Source organism: Streptomyces sp. NPDC007808, assembly GCF_042868655.1.
Classification (GTDB): domain Bacteria; phylum Actinomycetota; class Actinomycetes; order Streptomycetales; family Streptomycetaceae; genus Streptomyces.
This window is the reverse complement of record NZ_JBIAEQ010000001.1, coordinates 986899-1005131: the sequence shown is the minus strand read 5'-3', so window position 1 is coordinate 1005131 and position 18233 is coordinate 986899. Positions and strand designations below refer to the sequence as shown.

The 18233-nt window shown below is 74.8% G+C and carries 6 protein-coding genes; 2 read left to right on the top strand and 4 right to left on the bottom strand.

From position 1 onward, the window contains the following. Nucleotides 1–65 precede the first annotated feature (65 nt). The 3 genes from ACFYNL_RS04410 to ACFYNL_RS04400 all read right to left on the bottom strand — a co-directional run bounded on the left by ACFYNL_RS04410 (nucleotide 66) and on the right by ACFYNL_RS04400 (nucleotide 2834). Nucleotides 66–548, bottom strand: coding sequence for a universal stress protein (locus ACFYNL_RS04410; protein ID WP_388796206.1), 483 nt, complete (start codon nucleotides 546–548; stop codon nucleotides 66–68). Between the two features lie 44 nt (nucleotides 549–592). Beyond that, nucleotides 593–1834 carry an SLC13 family permease gene (locus ACFYNL_RS04405; RefSeq protein ID WP_388796203.1) on the bottom strand — a complete coding sequence of 414 codons (1242 nt, stop codon included), beginning with the start codon at nucleotides 1832–1834 and terminating at the stop codon, nucleotides 593–595. Between the two features lie 103 nt (nucleotides 1835–1937). After that, complete coding sequence (locus ACFYNL_RS04400) at nucleotides 1938–2834, bottom strand: arginase family protein (protein WP_388796200.1); 897 nt, start codon at nucleotides 2832–2834, stop codon at nucleotides 1938–1940. A gap of 308 nt (nucleotides 2835–3142) precedes the next feature. Here ACFYNL_RS04400 and ACFYNL_RS04395 point away from each other — a divergent pair, with 308 nt between their 5' ends. Together ACFYNL_RS04395 and ACFYNL_RS04390 are read left to right on the top strand one after the other, a co-directional pair. Further along, nucleotides 3143–4006, top strand: coding sequence for an MHYT domain-containing protein (locus ACFYNL_RS04395; protein WP_388796197.1), 864 nt, complete (start codon nucleotides 3143–3145; stop codon nucleotides 4004–4006). Nucleotides 4007–4099: 93 nt separating this feature from the next. Continuing rightward, nucleotides 4100–5602: a metallophosphoesterase family protein gene (locus tag ACFYNL_RS04390; protein ID WP_388796194.1), complete on the top strand. Its 1503-nt coding sequence runs from the start codon at nucleotides 4100–4102 to the stop codon at nucleotides 5600–5602. On the opposite strand, the gene ACFYNL_RS04385 is transcribed toward ACFYNL_RS04390, so the two are convergent. Next, nucleotides 5583–18047, bottom strand: a complete 12465-nt coding sequence (locus ACFYNL_RS04385) for an amino acid adenylation domain-containing protein (protein ID WP_388796191.1) — start codon at nucleotides 18045–18047, stop codon at nucleotides 5583–5585. The two genes, ACFYNL_RS04390 and ACFYNL_RS04385, sit on opposite strands and share 20 nt — an antisense overlap. Nucleotides 18048–18233: the final 186 nt, after the last annotated feature.

The window sequence follows — 18233 nt, the reverse complement described above, 5'->3', positions numbered from 1 at the left end:
GGTTCGGCCGGTGCGCGAGAGGGCGTGCCGCGCGCCGGGGGTGCTGTGCGGGGCTGTCGAAGCCCCTAACGGTGGTGCGGCGGGACGGCGGCCGGGTCCGGGGCCGGCCCCGGCCAGACGAGCAGCACCGGGCAGGGCGCGTGGTCCACGACGAACCGTCCTGCCGGACCCAGGCTCTTGGGCCCGAGGTGGCCGCGGTCGCCGTCCCTGGCCACGATGAGCAGGTCGGCGCCCTCGGCCGCGTCGACCACGGCGCGTTCGACCCGGCCGGAGCGCTCCACCCGCGTGCAGGGCCTGCCGAGCCGGTCGGCGGCCTCCCGCAGCAGCCCGCGGGCGGATTCGGCGGCCGACTGCTCCATCCGGGTGCCGGGGTCCCGTTCGGGGTGGCCCCGGCCGAGCAGACCGGCGAAGGCACCGTGCGCGACGCCTTCGCTCTCGTGCCCGGTGACGTGCAGCAGCACGATCTCCGCGCCCTCGGGGACCTGGCTACGGGCCGCGTCCACGCACGCGTGCCAGGTGCCCTCGACGATCCACACGACGACGGCCACACGGATCACCTCCCGCCTCTCGTTCCGTCCCCGGTCGGGTGCGCTCAGGTGCCGGTCAGGTGCAGTGCCCCCCACAGTGCCACCACCGAGCAGGTGAGCGCCGCGGGCACGGTCAGGAGGCCGAGCCGGGTGAACTCCCCCAGTTTCACGTCGGTGTCGTGTTCGTGCACGATTCTGCGCCACAGCAAGGTCGCCAGGGACCCGGCGTAGGTGAGGTTGGGGCCGATGTTGACGCCGAGCAGGACCGCCAGCACCGCACCGGGTCCGGCCGCCTCGGTCAGCGGCAGCAGCACCAGGACCGCCGGCAGGTTGTTGATCACGTTCGCCAGGACGGCGGCCAGCGCCGCGATGCCCAGCAGCGCGAGCAGGCCGGTGCCGTCGGGGATCAGGTGGCCGAGGGCGTCGTCCAGCCCGTTGTCGACGACCGCCCGCACCACGACACCCAGGGCCAGCACGAAGGCGAGGAAGGGGAGCGCGGCGGCGCGCACCAGGGCCGCGGGAGTGGTCCGGCGCCGGGCCAGGGCGCGGACGGCCAGCACCAGCGCGCTGGCGAGGGCCGCCCAGGCCGGATCGATCCCCACCGCGGAGGTCACCAGGAAGCCGGCCAGCGTGCCCGCCACCGTGACCAGCGCGAACACCGGCAGTTCGGGGGTCTCGCCGACGGACGGGGCCTGCGCCCCGGCGTCCAGGTCCACCGCGAAGAACCGGCGCAGGACCACGTACTCGACGGCGATCGCGACCAGCCACGGCAACGCCATCAGCAGGGCGAAGCGGGCGAAGCTCAGGCCGCTGGCGGCGAAGGCCAGCAGATTGGTGAGGTTGGAGACGGGCAGCAGCAGGGAGGCGGTGTTCGACAGGTGGGTGCAGGCGTACACATGCGGTTTGGCACGGGCGCCGAGCCGGGCGGCGGTGGCGAAGACCACCGGGGTGAGCAGGACCACGGTGGCGTCCAGGCTGAGCACCGCGGTGATCAGGGAGGCCACGAGGAACACCTGCCCCAGCAGGCGGCGCGGGCGTCCTGCTGCGGTGCGCGCCATCCAGGCGCCGCACGCCTGGAACAGGCCTTCGTCGTCGCACAGTTGCGCCAGCACGAGGACCGCCGCCAGGAAGCCGATCACCGGACCGAGACGGGTGACCTCGTCCGCCGCGTGGTCCAGGGGGATGGCCCCGGTGGCGATGACCACCGCGGCGGCCGGGACGGCGAAGACCGCCTCCGGCAGACCCCGTGGACGCACCACTGCACAGACCAGCACCAGGACGAGCAGGACGGCAGAGAGCGCTTCCATGAGCGAGCCGTTCAGGGTGGGAGCCTTTCGGGAGTGGGGCCCGGTGCGCCGCGGCGCGGCCGGGAGAGTGCTTGATCGTTGAGGTGCCCAAAGCGTAACGAAGTCACCGGTGCCGGGCTGTCCGCACCCCCAGCCCCCTGCGCAGGCACTCGGCGAGTCGGGCGGCGATCGTGCCGTCCTGGTCGAGGCGGGGATTGAAGATCGTGACGTCGAAGCCCGCGGCGCGCCTGTCGGCCAGGGCCGTGCGCAGCACGCTCTCCAGTTCCTCCCAGGTCAGCCCGCCGGGGATGCGGTAGTCGACGGCGGGCATGACCGCGTCGTCGAGGACGTCCACATCGAGGTGGACCCAGAACCCGCCCTCGGGGCCGGCGGTGAGCCGGTCGACCGCGTGCCGTGCCGCCGTGGCCGCGCCGGCCGCGCGGACGCCGTCGAGGTCGACGGCGTGCAGACCGGGCGGCAGGGCCTGCATCCCGGCCTCGGCGGACTCTTCGGCGTCGCGGAAGCCGAGGGCCACGACGTCCTCGTCCCGCACCAGCGGGCCGCGTCCCTCCAGGTCGGCGAGCAGGCGCGGGCCGCGACCGGTGGCGAGGGCGAGTTCCATCGAGGCCGCCTCGCCGCGGGGCTCCGCCGAGGGCTGGTAGAAGTCGGTGTGTCCGTCGAGGAACAGCAGTCCGTGGCGACCACGGCGGCGCAGGGCGAGGAGGTTGCCGAGCAGGATGCTGCAGTCTCCGCCGAGGACCACGGGAAAACCGCCGGCGTCGAGGACGTCGCCGACGGCGTCGGCCAGCCGGGCGGAGTACCGCGCGATGGCGTGCGCGTTGAGGACGCCGGTGCCGGTGTCGCGGACCGGGTCGTAGGCCGGCGGTTCGACACGGCCGGCCGTCACCGCGCCGAGGCCGGCCGACAGGCCGGCGTCGAGCAGGGCCGTCGGCAGGTCCTGGACGCCCGAGGGCCGCAGGCCGAGTACGGACGGTGCCTCGATGATCGCGAGTTCCCGCATGCCCGGCCCTTCCGCCGCAGTCCGACCGCCGCCTCCCCACTCCATCTGTGCCACATCCGCCGACCCGGTACCACTCGTGCTCCGGCGGGCGGCGGTGCGGACGGCTCCCGGTGCGGCAAGGGCTGCGCCGCTCGCCGGGCGTCAGAGGAACGGGGCCCTTTTGTGGCCGAAAGTCGTCCCTGTGTGACCGGAGTTGCCTCCTGTTGATCCAGGGTTCAACGGCTACCGACGGTAAGGGCTTGCTCTACGCATCCTTGACCCGTAGACCTTGCTCCATCAATGGCCATGGCTCTGGGGGGAGTTGGCTCATGCAAGGCACGATCGACGGGTTCCGCTACGGTGCGGTGACCCCGGTGGCGGCCTATCTGATGGCCTGCCTGGGAGGGGCGCTGGGGCTGCGGTGCATCGTCCGCTCGCTGCTCGACAAGGAGTCCTGGAAGCCGGGTTGGCTGGCGCTGGGCGCCGCGTCCATCGGTTGCGGCATCTGGACGATGCACTTCATCGCCATGATCGGGTTCGACGTGGCGGAGGCCCGGATCGGCTACGACGCGGGCCTCACCGTCCTCAGCCTCGCCCTGGCGATCCTCGTGGTCGGCGTGGGCGTGTTCATCGTCGGCTACCGAGGGGCGGGCAAGGGGGCACTGACCGGCGCCGGTGTGATCACCGGGCTCGGTGTGGCCGCCATGCACTATCTGGGCATGGCCGCGATGCACCTCGACGGCAGCATCCGGTACGACGTGGTCACCGTCGGGCTGTCCGTCCTGATCGCCGTCGTCGCCGCGACCACCGCGCTGTGGGCGGCCGTCACCGTCCGCGGCTTCTCGACCAGCCTCGGCGCCAGCCTGGTCATGGGGATCGCCGTCTCCGGGATGCACTACACCGGCATGGCCGCCGTCGAAGTGCACCTGCACGGAACCACGGGCGCCTCGTGGTCCGGCGACTCGCCCACCTCGCTGCTGCTGCCCATGCTCCTGGGCCCGATCACCTTCCTGCTGCTGGCCGGCGTGGTGGTGATGTTCGACCCGCTGCTGGTCCTCGGCGAGTCCGAGCGGAGCCGGTCCGCCGTCCCCCGGCGCACCCGACCGGACAGCGCACCCGGGCAACGGCCGGGTACCGGGCCGGAACTCAGGGCCGCCCCCGTCGGCGCCCGACCGCCCGGCCGAAAGGCGTAGGCCCGCGAGCGGTGACCGGGGGCGGGGAAGCGACGCCGCGCCCGCCCCCGCCTGCCGTCCCGGCCCGAACCCGGCCGTTGTTACGGTGCACCCGTGTCTGACTCCTCACGCGATACCGCCGAGGGCGCCGGCTGGGGCGCCGCCGAACTCGGCACGTACAAACGGCTGATGCCGCCCGAGGTCGAGAAGATCTCCTGGCTGAACCCCAAGACGCTGTGGGCCGCGCGCAACGGCCTGCTGGCGTCCTGGTTCGGCGACCCCACGGGCCGCACCCGAAGCCGCTGGGTGGCCCAGCGGGCGGCTGCCGGGGCGCCCGCCGACAAGGTGATCCGGCGCGACGACCCGGACCGCTTCTCCTTCCTTGTCATCGGCGACACCGGCGAGGGCGACGACTCCCAGTACGCCGTCGTGCCGGGCCTGCTGAACGTGGGTCAGGACACCCGGTTCGCGATCCTCGCCAGTGACGTGATCTACCCGGTCGGCAGCGCCGACGACTACGGCACCAAGTTCTTCCGGCCGTACCGGGACTACCAGGCGCCCATCTACGCGCTGCCGGGCAACCACGACTGGTACGAGGACCTCGACGCGTTCATGCGTGTCTTCTGCGGCGACGCCCCGCCCCTGGCACCCGAGCCCGCGCCCCGCGCGTTCAGCAGGGCGTGGCTGCGCGCGCTGCTGTGGCACCGGCCTCGCAAGGGGGACGGCCGGCGCCTGGCCGAGGCACGCACGCTGCGGTCGGCCGCCGTCCAGCAGGCCGTCCAGCCCGGTCCGTACTGGGCGATCGACGCCGGGCCGGTGCGGATCGTCGGTATCGACACCGGGCTGCTCGGGACCATCGACGCCGAGCAGGGGGCGTGGCTGCGCGAGGTGTCCGAGGACCCGCGCCCGAAGATCCTCGTCACCGGCCAGCCCCTGTACGTGGACGGCGAGCACCACCCCTGCGCCATCGAAGGGGGCGGCACCGTGGACGACATCGTCCGCGACCCGGCCCACCGCTACGTCGCGGCGATCGGCGGCGACATCCACAACTACCAGCGCTATCCCGTGCAGGTGGACGGCCGCCGCATCCAGTACGTGGTCTCGGGCGGCGGCGGTGCGTTCATGCACGCCACGCACACGATCCCGCGGGTCGACATCGCGGACGTCACCGAGAAGGACTTCCACTGCTATCCCCTGCGCGGTGACTCCCTCGCGTTCTACAGCCGGCTCTACGGGCGCCGGCTGCGGATGCGCCGCTTCTTCACCCTCACCGAGGCGGAGGCGGCGGCCGTCGTCGCCGAACGTCTGGGCATCCCGCTGACCCGAGCCCAGCAGCGGACCGCCCGCATCACATGGCGCATCCGCCTGGTCGCCGCCCTGCTCGGCGCCGGCCGCCGCCCCGACCGCACGGCGCGGCTGCGTCTGCCCGTGCGCAAGATCTACACGCAGCTGTTCTCACCGAGTTCGGAGACCTACAGCCCGCCGTTCTTCAAGTCCTTCCTGCGTCTGGACGTCACCCCCGAGGCCGTCCGTCTGCGCTGCTACGCCGCGACCGGCAACCGCGCCCAGGAGATCGACCCGCCCGTCGAGGACGACATCACGATCCCCCTGGTCTGAGCGGCCGCCCCGCGTCCTCCGCCACCACCCGGTCGAGCAGGTGCAGCGGGGCGGGCCGGATCCCGGCGGCGTCGGCCGCGTCCCAGTGGGCGAGGGCGCGGGGCAGATCGACGAGGCCGTGGATCAGGGGCAGGTCCGAGGGGCGGCCGGACTTTGTGAGCCGGGCGTGGAGCAGGGACTCCAGGCGGCACGAGGCCATGGTGTCCGGGATCCCGGGACGCAGGGCGAAGCCGGACCTCGCCACGTCCGGCAGTTCCGCGTCGAGCCGGGTCCGCGTCGAGTCGAGGGCGAGCAGACCTCCTCCGACGACCAGGACGTCCTGCTCCCGGCTCATCCGGTCCAGGGCGCTCGCGGTGTCGAAGCAGTGCGGGAAGGAGTCGTCCACGACGACCGTGCCGGGCCGCAGCAGGCCGATGTCCAGCAGGGCGTGGGCGCCGCTCACGGCGGTGACGATCACGTCGGCCTCGTAGACCGCGGGCGGCAGTGTCCGCCCCGACTCCGCGATGTCCACCGGTGTCCGCGGGTGAGCGGACGACAGCTCCGCGGCCAGCCGGCGCAGTCGCGCGGCGCTGCCGGGCAGGTCGCACAGCAGCAGCCGGGCCGGCGGCCGGGAGGCCGTCGCCAGCAGCAGGCGCAGGGCCGAGGTGCCGATCGAGCCGCATCCGACGACGGCGAGGGAGAGATCCGCCAGGTCGCGGCCGGTCGCCGCGAGCGCCGCGTGGACCGTGCGGGCCACGGCGACGGTCGTCATGGCGTGTCCGGTGGTGAGCGCCGCGCCCGTCGTGGTCTCGCGCAGGACGTCGTAGCCGTAGCCGGTGAGGGACGGGATCATGCCGGCGAGCGAGACACAGCGGGCGCCGAGTGCGGCGGCCCGCTCGACGGCGCGGGCGGTGCGGGCCGCCAGCTCGGCTCCCGGGGCCAGTTCGTCGGCGAACACGGGGAGGGCGACGAACCCGGAGGTCCCCAGCGGGGTCGTGGTCCACTCCAGCAGACGTGCGCGGCCGTCCGGGAACAGGAGCGCCCGTATCTCCTCGCGGTCGAGGCCGGGACGGTCCTGCGGCAGCCCGGCGAGGGCGGCCAGATGACGCGGTGCGGGCAGGTAGCCGACGAGCGCGGCGTCGAGCGGGGCCGTCGTGGGCCGCGGGCGGCGGGCGCCGGAGGCACCGGTGTCGCCGAGCGCGCCCCGGAGCTGACTCCGTATCTCCTGCGCGAGGCCGGCGACCTCGCGCGCCGGGAGCGCCGCCGCCGAGGCTCGTACGGTGACGCGCAGACCCGCACCCTCGGCGACCGGCCGCACGGCGAGGAAGACGTCGGTGCCCACCGGCGGCGGTGCGAGGGAGGTGTCGGACTCGTCCGCGTGCAGGGTCAGAGGGCCGTCGGGCAGGGAGCCGAGCGAGGTGAAGTCGAGGAAGGTGAAGAAGAACTGGGCGTGCTGGGGCAGCCCCGCCGTCGTGCGCGCCTCGCTGGGCCCCGCCGCCCGGGCCAGCTCGGCCTCGGCGGCGATGGTCCTCATGTCCTCGTGGAACGAGGGCGGTTGCTGCGCTTCGTCCCGGCCATGGGTGCGGGCCGGTCGTACCGCCACCGCCTGCGCGAACGGGCCGAACACCCGATGCGCGTCGGCGGTGGAGTCCTCGCGGCCGGTGACCGCGAGCCCCAGGACCAGGTCGCGTCGGCCGGTGAGAGACGCCAGAGCCCGGTAGTACGCGGTGAGCAGCGGCGCGTACAGCGTGCGCCGCGCTGCCCGGGCGAGCCCGCGCACCGCCTCGGTGGTGGCGGTGTCCAGCGTGAACCCCGTGGTGTGGAACGCCGGGCCCGCTTCGGTGTCCTCGGTGGCCGGGCGGCGCAGCACGGGGGGCGTGTAGGGCGCGCGCACCCGTGCGTGGTACGCCTCGGCCTCGGGGTCCCGGGGTCGCGCGTGGACGGCGGACAGGGCCACGTGGTCGCGGAAGGTGCTGCGGAGCGGTGGCAGACCGTGCGGCAGGCCGCGGTCGAGACGGTCGTACACGGTGAGCAGTTCCCTGGCGAGCAGGGCGGCGCTGTAGCCGTCGCCGATCAGGTGGTGGGCGTGGACCAGGAGCACATGGTCGTCGGGCGCCACGGTGAACAGCCGCAGCCGCAGCAGCGGCCAGGCCCAGGACTCGATCCGGCGCCCCGCCTCCTCGGTGATCCGCTGCTCCAGCAGACCGGGGTGGGCCAGCGACTCCACGTCCACCGGAAGGCGCAACGAGTCCGGCAGCTCCTGCTGCACCGGTGGGCGGGCACCCGCGGGGAAGACGGTACGCGTCATCGGATGACGGGCCACCAGGATGTCGACGGCCCGCTGGAAGACGTCCGGCCGCAGTGTTCCGGCCAGACGGAACCGGGCGAGCCAGCCGGAGCCCGCGGTGGGGTCGAGGGCCTCGGCGAGCAGGAACCCCCGCTGGGAGGGCGTGAGGGGGTAGGGGTCCGTCGCCCGCGCGGGGGCGGGCTCCGGGAGCGGCTCCGGTGAGGCGGCCGTGTCCAGGGCCGCGGCCAGGGCGCCGAGCGTGCGGTGGGTGTAGACGGTGGTGGGCCGGGGGACGGCCGGCAGGTGCGCGCGCAGGCGGGCGAAGAGTTCCAGGACCAGGATGGAGTCGCCGCCGAGCGTGAAGAAGTCGTCCTCGCGGGTGACGACCGGCACGTCCAGCAGGTCCGACCAGATGCGGGCCACGGTGTGCTCGGTCGGGGTGGCGGGCGGGGCGCCGGGGCCGGTTCGCGCGGGCAGCGCGGCAGGGCCCCCCACGGCGTGGTGACCGGTCTCGTGCGTGGCCGCCCTGTCACCGGTCTCCGCCTCGGACGCCGCTCCCGTCTGGTGGGCCAGCCGGTTGCGGTCGATCTTTCCGGTGCCGGTGAGGGGCATCACCGGGAGCGTGCGGATGCGGCCGGGCAACATGTACGGCGGCAGCGCGCGGGCCAGGAAGGCGCGTATCTCGCGTGCGTCGGGATCGGCCGAGCCCGACCGGGGTTCCAGGTAGGCCACCAGACGCCCGTCATGGAGCAGCACGGCGGCACGGGCGACGTCGGGGTGGGTGAGCAGCGCGGCCTCCACCTCGCCGAGTTCCACGCGGTGGCCGCGGACCTTCACCTGGTCGTCGAGGCGGCCCAGGAATTCCAGTACGCCGTCCTCCGCCCGGCGGACCCGGTCGCCGCTGCGGTACCAGCGGTTGCCGTCGCGTTCGACGAACGCCTCGGCGGTGAGGTGGGGTTCGCCGAGGTAGCCGGGGGTCAACCCGGTGCCTGCGATGAGCAGTTCACCGGGTTCGCCGGGCGCGCAGTGACGGCCGTCCTCGGCGACGACGGCCAGGTCGGTCCCGGCCACCGGCCGCCCGATGGGCACCTGCCGTACGTCGTCGGCCGGCCGGGTGGCGATGATGTGGCAGGTGGCGTTGATGGTGGTCTCGGTCGGCCCGTAGAGGTTGGCGATCCGGTGCTCCCGACCGCCGCACGCGTCGAGCAGGTCGAACCAGCGGCGTACGTGCGCGGCGGGCAGTGCCTCGCCGCCGACGTGCACCCACCGCAGTGCCGACAGGTCCGGGGGTGTCCCGTCCTGCCGCGCCCGGGTCTCGGCGGCCGTCAACAGGCGTTCCCACAGCGTGGGTACCGAGCTCCACACCGTGATCCGGTGGTCGACGATCCGGTCCAGGAGTGCTTCGGGGTCACGCAGGAGGTCCCGGGTGAGGGTGTGGATCGTGGCACCGGCCAGCAGCGGCGCCAGCAACTGCCGTACGGAGGCGTCGAAGCAGACCGACGCCGTCTGCACGAGCCGGTCCTGCGGGCCGTAACCGAAGGTCGCCACGGACCAGTCGAGGTAGTTGAGCATCGACCGGTGGGTGATCGGGACCGCCTTGGGGCGGCCCGTGGAGCCCGAGGTGAAGATCACGTAGGCGATGGCGTCCGGGTCGGCGGGCGGCGGCTCGCTCGGCGGCGGGGTGGCAAAGGGCTGGTCGTCGGCCGTGACCATGACCGGTGTGACGCCGTCCAGCGCGGCGGCGGCCGCACGGGTCGAGGGCCGGCAGACCGTGACCCGCAGTTCGGTGCGACGTGCCTGGTCCCGCAGCCGGGCCACGGGGTGGGTCGCGTCCAGGGGCACCCAGCCGGCGCCCGCTCGGAGGATGCCGACCACGCCGACGACGGTGTCGGCGCCGGGTTCGGTGAGCAGGCCGACCAGATCACCGGGACGTACGCCCGCGGTACGCAGCCGTGCCGCGAGCGCTGTGGAGGCGGTGTCGAGTTCGGCGTAGGTGAGGGTGGTGCGGCCGGTGTCCACCGCGACGGCTCGTGGTGTCGCCAGGAACCGGGCATCCAGGCGGTCGACGATCCCCTCGCCGTCCCCGCGTGGCCGCGGACGGGTGGGCGGCTCGGTGGCGGCGCGCAGTTCTTCCCCGTACTCGGCCGCGAGACGCTCGACGGTCTCGGGGCGGAACAGGTGGGCGGGATGGTTCCAGGACAGGCTGAGGGCCGCGTCCGATTCCCAGCACAGCAGCCCGAGACGGGTCGCGGCGGAGGCGGTGGCCGCCGCGGCCGGGGTCACGGTGACCGGCCAGTCGCGGCCGTGGCTCACGGGGAACCGGGCGAAGCTGAACCCGGCAGGGGCGACGGTGCGTGGGGGCGCGCCGGTGGCGGGCAGCAGCGCGGCGATGTCGGGGCTGGTGAGCGTGGCGTGGGACTCCGCTTCCTGCCAGATCCGGCGCAGCCGCCGGGCCAGTGCGGTCACGGGCTCGTCGGGGTCGACGGTGACGAACACCGGCAGGGTGTCGGCGAGCGGGCCCACCAGACGGTCGATCCCGGGCAGGGGTGCCTCGCGGCGGGCTCGCGCCACGTTCACGGCGACGCGCCGTCCGCCGCTCCAACGGGCCAGGCAGCGGCCGTACACCGCGAGGAGCAGGTGGAAGAGGGAGACCTCGTGCCGGGCGGCCAGCTCCCGCAGCCTCGCCGTGAGTGCCGCGTCCACGGTGGTCTGGTGGTGGGTGAGCGGTGGTGTCGGCGGCGCCTCCGGGTCGCCGTCGTAGGGCAGGGCCCGCGCCGAGGCGGCTGCCGTGTGTGCGGCGATGCGCTCGCGCCAGTACCGCTGGTCCCTGGTGAACGCCGGAGAGCGGCGTTCGGCGCGCACGAGGTCCGCGTAGTCGCCGAACTCGGCGTGGACCGGCGGGAGTTCGCGGGTGTCGTCGTGGACGAGCGCGGTGTGGAGGGACCAGAGTTCCTCGCACAGCACCTTGAGGCTGTAGCCGTCGGCGGCGCTGTGGTGGACGACGAGCAGCAGGTGGGCGAGGTGGGCGTCGCGCGGGTCGCGGACGAGCACGGCACGCACCGGGTCCTCTGCCGTCAGGTCGAACGGACGGTTGTACAGCCGCCGTTCGACGTCGGGCAGCGGCGGGGAGGTGCCGTCCGCTTCGCGCACCTCGTACCAGCGGGGCGGTCGGTCGGTGGGCCCGGCGGGCGCGACGTACTGGCGCGGCGGTGTGCCGTCGCCGGTGATCCGCAGCCGCAGCATGGAGTGCCGTGCGGCGAGGTGGGCGAAGGCACGGCCGAGGAGCCCTGTGTCGAGGGGGCCGCGGACGGTCTGGCGTATGTAGCCGTAGGCGGTGACGCCGTCGTACAGCGCCTCGGTCGTGTGGAAGGCGAGTTGGAGCGGGGTCAGGGGGCGTGGCGGGGAGTCCTCGCGCGCGGGCTGCGCGGCGGCGGGGGCAGCGGCGGCGGTCGGTGTCCGTCCCCTGATGTGCGTGGTCAGTTCGCCGACGGTCCGGTACTCGAAGAGCAGTGTGGCGGGCAGCGGCAGCCCGAGTTCCCCCTCCAGGCGACGCGCGAGGTCCACGGCGGTGAGCGAGTCGAGCCCGAGACCGAGGAAGTGCTCGTCGTCGCCGATGTCCTCGGGGGCGCGGTGCAGCGCCTCGGCCAGCAGCCGGCGCACCAGCTCGGTCACACGGGCCGGGTCCGGTACGGGGCGCACGGCGCCCGCGGTGGGCTGGTCCGGGGTGGGCGGGTCCGCGGTGATCGGGTTCGTGGTGATCGGGTTCGCGGTGATCGGGTCCGCGGTGATCGGGTCCGCGGTGGTCAGGTCCGTGGCGATCGGGTTCGCGGTGGTCAGGTCCCCGGTGGGCTGGTCCGCGGTGGTCAGGTCCGGGGTGGGTGGGCTGTCGTGCGAACCGTCCCGCACGACGGTCGGCGCCGATGTCCGCGACGAGGTGACCAGCAGGTGCGCGGCATCCGTGGCAACGGCCGTGTGCAGTGCGGCGATCGCGTCCCGCGCGGTCATGGGGGTCAGTCCGTGAGCGCCCATACGGGACAGGGCCGGTGAACCGGCGGCCAGTCCCGCGTCCGCGACGGGTCCGAACCCGATCGCCTGCCAGGGATTCCCGGCCGCGCGCTCGGCGGCGGCGAAGGCGTCCAGGAAGGCGTTGGCCGCCGCGTAGTCGCCGAGCGCACCCGCCAGGCCGGGCACCACGGAGGAGAGCGAGGAGAAGGCGACGCACACCGCGGGGCGCCGGCCGTGCCGGTGCAGCGCCTCGGCGACCAGCGACGTACCCCGCACCTTCGCGGCGAGCACCTGCTCGATCTCCCGGTCGGTCTTGGAGCGGAGGGTGCCCGGCCGGACCGTCCCGGCGGCGTGGAACACGCCGTCCACAGCGGGCAGCGTGGCGAACAGGGCGTCGACTGCGGCTTCGTCGGACACGTCGGTCGCGTGGTACTCGGCCAGGGCGCCCTGGGCACGGAGTTCGGCGAGCAGGTCGCCGGGGGCGGTCGCGGAACGCCCCGTCAGGATGAGCCGGGGTGCGCCGCGCCCGGCGAGGTCACGGGCGAGTGCGGAACCGAGGCCGCCGGCTCCGCCGGTGATCAGGTAGGTGCCGTGCGCAGGCAGGGCGCCGAGGGACGTGGCTGCGTCCGTAACCTCGGACGGCGTACGGACGAGCCTGCGGTCACCGCGCCATGCGACCGCACCGCCCACGCCCTGCCCTTGCGGGTCGGGGGCCGAGCACAGCTCCTGTTCCAGGGCGTCGAGCCGCGCGTCGAGCGTGTCGTGCGAGGACAGGTCGACGCTGCGGGCGGTGAGCCCCGGGTGTTCTTCCGCGAGTGCGAGGGCGAAGCCGTGCGCAAGCGCCCGCGCCGGGCGTGCCCGTTCCGTGGCCGTGCCGGTCACGAAGGCGTCCTCGGTGACGACCAGCAGACGCGAACAGCCGTCGGCGTCGGCGAGTGCGTCGAGCACGGGGCGCGGTGAGGCGGTGGCGGGGCAGTCAGGGGTGGATCCGGTCCGGTGAGGGCGGTCTGCTGCGTGCCTGGGGGCGCCGATCGCGGCTGGGTCGCCGACGTCCGCGGCACGGTCGGGCCGCTCGCTGACATCCCTGGCCCCGTCACGGCCGTCCGCCGCCCGGGCTCGGCCGTCCGCCGCCCCTTCACCGCCGTCCGCCGCCAGGAGGGTGTCCTCCCCCGCGCCGCCGAGCCACACCACCGTGTCGACCGAGGCGGCACCCTGCCGGGAAGCCTCACGCTCCGCCAGCACCGTCACTCCGCGGCCGGTCAGACGCTCGGTCAGGGCCCGCCCGAGCGGGTGGTCGGCGCCGATCAGCCGTACCGCACCCGGGCCCGCCGCCGGCGTGAGTGGTGCCTCCCGCCAGTCGAGGCGCCGGACGAGGGTCACCGCGCCCGGCTTGCGCGGCCAGTACCGGGTGCGTCGGTACGGGTACGTCGGTACCGGGACCCTGGGGCCGGCGGTGGCACGCGTCGCGCGGGCCAAAGCCTCCCGGTCCAGCGCCGCTCCACGTGCCCACAGGCGGCCCGCCGTCTCCAGCAGGGCCCGGGCACCGGAGGGGGCACCGCTGCGGCCCGGGACGCAGGACGTTCCCGTCGTCCACACCGCCACGTCGCGGGCGGCTCCCGCGCCGGCGACCGCGCGGACCGCGCCGCCCAGGGCGTTGTCCGGGCCGAGTTCGAGGAAGGTGTCGTAGCCCTCCTCCAGGAGCCTCGCCACAGCCGCGCCGAAACGCACGGGCCGGACGGCGTGCTCCTGCCAGTAGCCGGGTGTGAGGTCGGGCCGCCACTCCCCGGTGACCGTGCTCAGCATGGGAAGGTCCGCCGGTTCGGCCGTCAGTGCCTTGGCCGCGTCCCGCAGGGGATCGAGGACCGGCTTGATCAGCGGTGAGTGGAAGGCGTGCGAGACACGGAGCCTGCGCGCCGTCACACCCCGTCGGGTCAGTTCCGCGAGAGCCCGGTCGACGGCGTCCTCGGAGCCCGAGATCACGACCTGACCGGGCCCGTTGACGGCCGCCACGCCGAGCGAGCCGCCGGAGCCGTGGACGAGGTCGGCGACGGTGTCCTCGTCCCCCCTGACCGCGGCCATGGCGCCGGGCGGGGCGAATTCGCCCATCAGGCGCCCGCGTTCCGCCGCGAACCCCACCGCCTCGGCCAGGCTCAGCGCACCGGCGGCACACGCGGCCGCGATCTCACCGACGCTGTGTCCGGCGACCGCGTCCGCGCCGAGGCCCCACTCCCCCAGCTGCCGGGCCAGGCCCACGCCGAACGCGACGAGCAGCGGCTGCGCCACCTCCGTCCTGGCCAACTCCCGCGGGTCCGCGCCCGGATCGAGGCACCACTCGGCGAGCGAGCGTCCGAGGACGGGCCCGGTCAGCGAGGACGCCTCGTCCAGGACCTCGCGGAACGCCGGGGCCGACCGGTACAGGGCGCGTCCCTGACCGGGCCGTTGGGTTCCCTGGCCGGGCAGCAGGAACACGATCCGTGAGCGCGACCGGGCGACGGTGAAGTCCGACGGGCGTACGGCTTCGAGACGGTCCGCCAGGTCGCCGTCGGTGACCACGGCGAGACGGTGGGCGCCGTCCTCGCGGGCGGTGTTGACGGTGGCGCAGAGGCCGGCCTCGTCCAGGTCCGGGGTGGCCCGGACGAACGCGGCGAGTTCGGCGGCGGACGCGCGCAGGGCCTCGGCGCTGCCGGCCGACAGGGTGAGCAGGTGCGGGCCGTCGGCTCCGGGGCTCTCGGGGGGCGTTCGGACGGGCGGCTCCTCCAGGACGGCGTGCGCGTTGGTGCCGCCGAAGCCGAAGGCGTTGACGCCCGCGAGCAGAGGGCCGGGGGCCCGCCATTGCTGTTGCCCCGCCACGAGTTCGAAGCCGGGGGCGAGGTGGCGCACGTAGGGCGCGGGCTCGATGGCGTGCGGGGAGGGCGGGATCAGGCGGTGCTGGAGTGCCAGGACCGTCTTGACCAGGCTCGGCATCCCGGCGGCGTTGAGCAGGTGTCCGATGTTCGCCTTGACCGAGCCGAGCAGGCGCGGAAGGCCGTCGGTGCGGGGTGGGAAGGCGTGCCCGAGTGACTGCGCCTCGACCGGGTCGCCGACCGGGGTGCCGGTGCCGTGCGCCTCGACGTACGAGACCGTGTCGGGGTCGATGCCGCACTCGTCGTACGCCTGGGTGATGACCTCGCGCTGGGTGCGCGGGTTGGGGGCGAGCAGGCTGAGCGAGCGGCCGTCGTTGTTGACGGCGGTGCCGCGGACCAGGGCGAGCACCGGGTCGTCGGCCCGCAGCGCGTCGTCCAGGCGGGCGAGTACGAGGGTGGCCCCGCCCTCGCCCGGCACGATGCCGTCGGCGGCGGCGCCGAAGGGGCGGCTGCCGCCCGTCGGGGACAGCGCGCCCGCGCGGGCGAGCAGCCGGTGGCCGGTCGGGGTCAGGGCGAGTTGGACGCCGCCGACCACGGCGATGTCGCACTCGCCGCTCTGGAGGCTGCGCCGCGCCAGGTGGAGCGCCACGAGCGCGGAGGAGCAGGCGGTGTCCACCACGAGGGCGGGGCCGTCGAGGTCGAGCGCCTGGGAGAGGCGGGCGGCGACGAGGTTGGGCAGGTTGCCGGTGAGCGCGGCGGGCTGGGCGGCGAGGTCGCCGTCCGTGGCGGCGGCGAGGATCTCGCGGTAGCCGCTGTCTCCGACGGCGGCGAAGACGCCGATCCGGCGGCCGGACCGCCGCGGCCCGGCGTATCCGGCGCGCTCCAGCGCCTCGTGGGCCAGCTCCAGGAACAGCCGCGCCTGGGGGTCGGTCGCGCGGGCCTCCTCGTCGTCCAGGCCGAAGAAGGCGGCGTCGAAGGAGGCGGGATCGGGGAGGAAGGACCCGAAGAGGCCGGGGGTGGCGCCCGGTCCCCGGCCGCTTCGGCCCTCTTCCCGGCGCTCTCGGTCCTCCCGACCCTCCCGGCCCTCCCGGCCCTCCCGGCCGTCCCGGCCCTCCCGGCCGTCCCAGCGGCCCTCGGGCACCGCTGTCACCGTGTCGCGCCCGGACACCAGCAGCTCCCAGAACGCTTCCGGGGTCTCGGCGCCGGGGAAGCGGCAGGCCATGCCGAGGACCGCCAGCGGCCCCGCTCCCTCGCCGGGCGGCGCCGGGGCCCGCCCGGCGTCCTTGCCGGCGGGCCCCCGACCCCGGCCCGCCGTGTCGGCGGACGTCCGCTCCGCCGTGTCGGCGGACGTCCGCTCCGCCGCGTCGAGGCGGGCAAGCACATGCCCGGCCAGCCCCGCCACCGTGTCGTGGTCGCGCAGGACGCGGGGCTCCACGGTGACGGCGAAGGCGTCCTCGATCCCGGCGAGCACGGTCATCGCCTTCAGTGAAGAACCCCCGAGAGCGAAGAACCGGTCGTGCCGGGCGATCTGTGTCGGCGGCAGCTCCAGCGTCCGCGCCCATATCCCCCGGACCACGTCCTCGACGTCACGCCGCGACCGCGGCGCCGCCCCCTGCCGACCGTCCCGCACAGGCTGGTCCGCCCCGGTTCGGCCCCTCCCCCGCGCCCCCGAGAGCCGTTCCTCCACCGCCGCGTAGGCGCCCGCCTCGAACCGGGCACGCATCAGCGCCCGCCGCAGCTTGCCGCTCGTCGTCCGCGGGAACGCCCCGGGGGGCAGGGGCAACACCCGTACGTCGTCATGGCCCAGCGTCTCCCTGACCCTGGCCGCCACCGCGTCCAGGACGGGCAGGGCGGTGCCCAGGGCGGGCCGCGCCCACTGGACGAACACCACGACCCGGTCGCCACCGGTGTCCGGATTGGTGGAGCCGATCGCCGCCACCACGCCCCGGGGCAGCGCCGGAGTCGCGGCGGCGGTCTCCTCGATGTCGGGCGCGTGGAAGGTACGGCCCCCCACGAAGACGACGTCCTTGTGCCGACCGGTGACACACAGCCGGCCCTCGTGCAGGAAGCCCAGGTCACCGGTGCGCAGCCAGCCTCCGGTGAACGCCTCCGCGCTCGCCTCGGGACTGCGGTGGTAGCCGCGGGCCACCTGGGGGCCGTGTACCTCGACGTGACCGACACGCCGGTCGGCGAGCGGTCCTCCGGCGTCGTCGGTGACGCGGATCCGGCAGTCCGGGACGGGACGGCCCACGTCCATGAACCCGACGGCGTCCGGGCCCGGTCGCACGGGCACGGCCCGACCCCGGCTGAGCTCCTTGCGGTCCAGGTGAAGCGGGGCGGCGACCTCCCCGAGCGGGGGTACGGTCACCGCGAGCGCGGCCTCGGCCAACCCGTACACGGGCAGCATGGCCCTGGCGTCCAGTCCCGCCGCACCGGCCTTCGCGGTGAACTCCCGCCACACGCGCGGCGCGATGGGCTCGGCGCCCACGAGCAGCAGGCGTACGCCGCTGAGGTCCAGTGCGGACCAGGTGCTGTCCGGCACGCGCCGCACCGCGAGGGCCAGCGCGAAGTTGGCGGCCGACAGCAGGGTCGCCCGATGACGCGCCGCGGCTTCGAGCCAGCGGGCCGGGCGCTTGGCGAAGGTCAGCGGCTCCAGCCGCACCTGCTTCAGGTGTGCCGCCATGGGGACGAGGTGGGTTCCTATCAGGCCCATGTCGTGGAAGTACGGCATCCAGGTCGCCACCACGTCGTCCGAGGTGATCGCCATGGCCGCGCGGATCTGCCGGAGGTTCGCGAGGACTGCCTCGTGGGTGACCTCCACGCCCTTGGGGGCGCCGGTGCTGCCGGAGGAGAACTGCAGGAAGGCGACGTCGCGCGGGTCCCGGGCGGGCAGCGGGCGCGATGGTTCGCCCTCGCGCAGCTCACCCAGCCGCAGGGCGCGCACCGGGCCCGGCAGCTCGGCGACCAGGGCTTCGGTGGTCTCGTCCACCACCACGGCGGGCCTGCCCAGGAACTCCCACACCGGCCCCACCCGGCGGGCCTCCGGAGCGAGCGGCACGGGCACGAGTCCCGCCGCCAGCGCCCCCCAGAACATCGGTTGGAAGTCCTCGCCCAGAGCCGCGAGCAGCGGCACGGGCGTGCCCGGCTCCAGTCCCGCCGCGCGCAGGCCGCCGGCCACGCGCAGGGCGTCCTCGCGCAGTTCGGCGAAGGTGACGGTGCGCTCGCCGCCGTCTCCGCGGACGTGGACGACGACCTGACCGGGGGCCTCCTCGGCGGCGTGCAGCAGGATGTCGAGGAGCGTGGCGGCGGTACGGCGCCCGGGAGTCGGCATGCGCTTCCTTCCTCGTCCCACGGAACGCGCGCCCGCGGACCGGCCCTGCCGGGATCCGGTACCGGCACGGGCGTTTTCGATCATTCACCTGTACGACGATCAGTTTCGTCGAACGGTTCACCCCGGCCGGAGGGGGTGCGGCCGACTCCGCACGAGCCGGATCCGCCCAGGCCCCCGGGGTCGGGT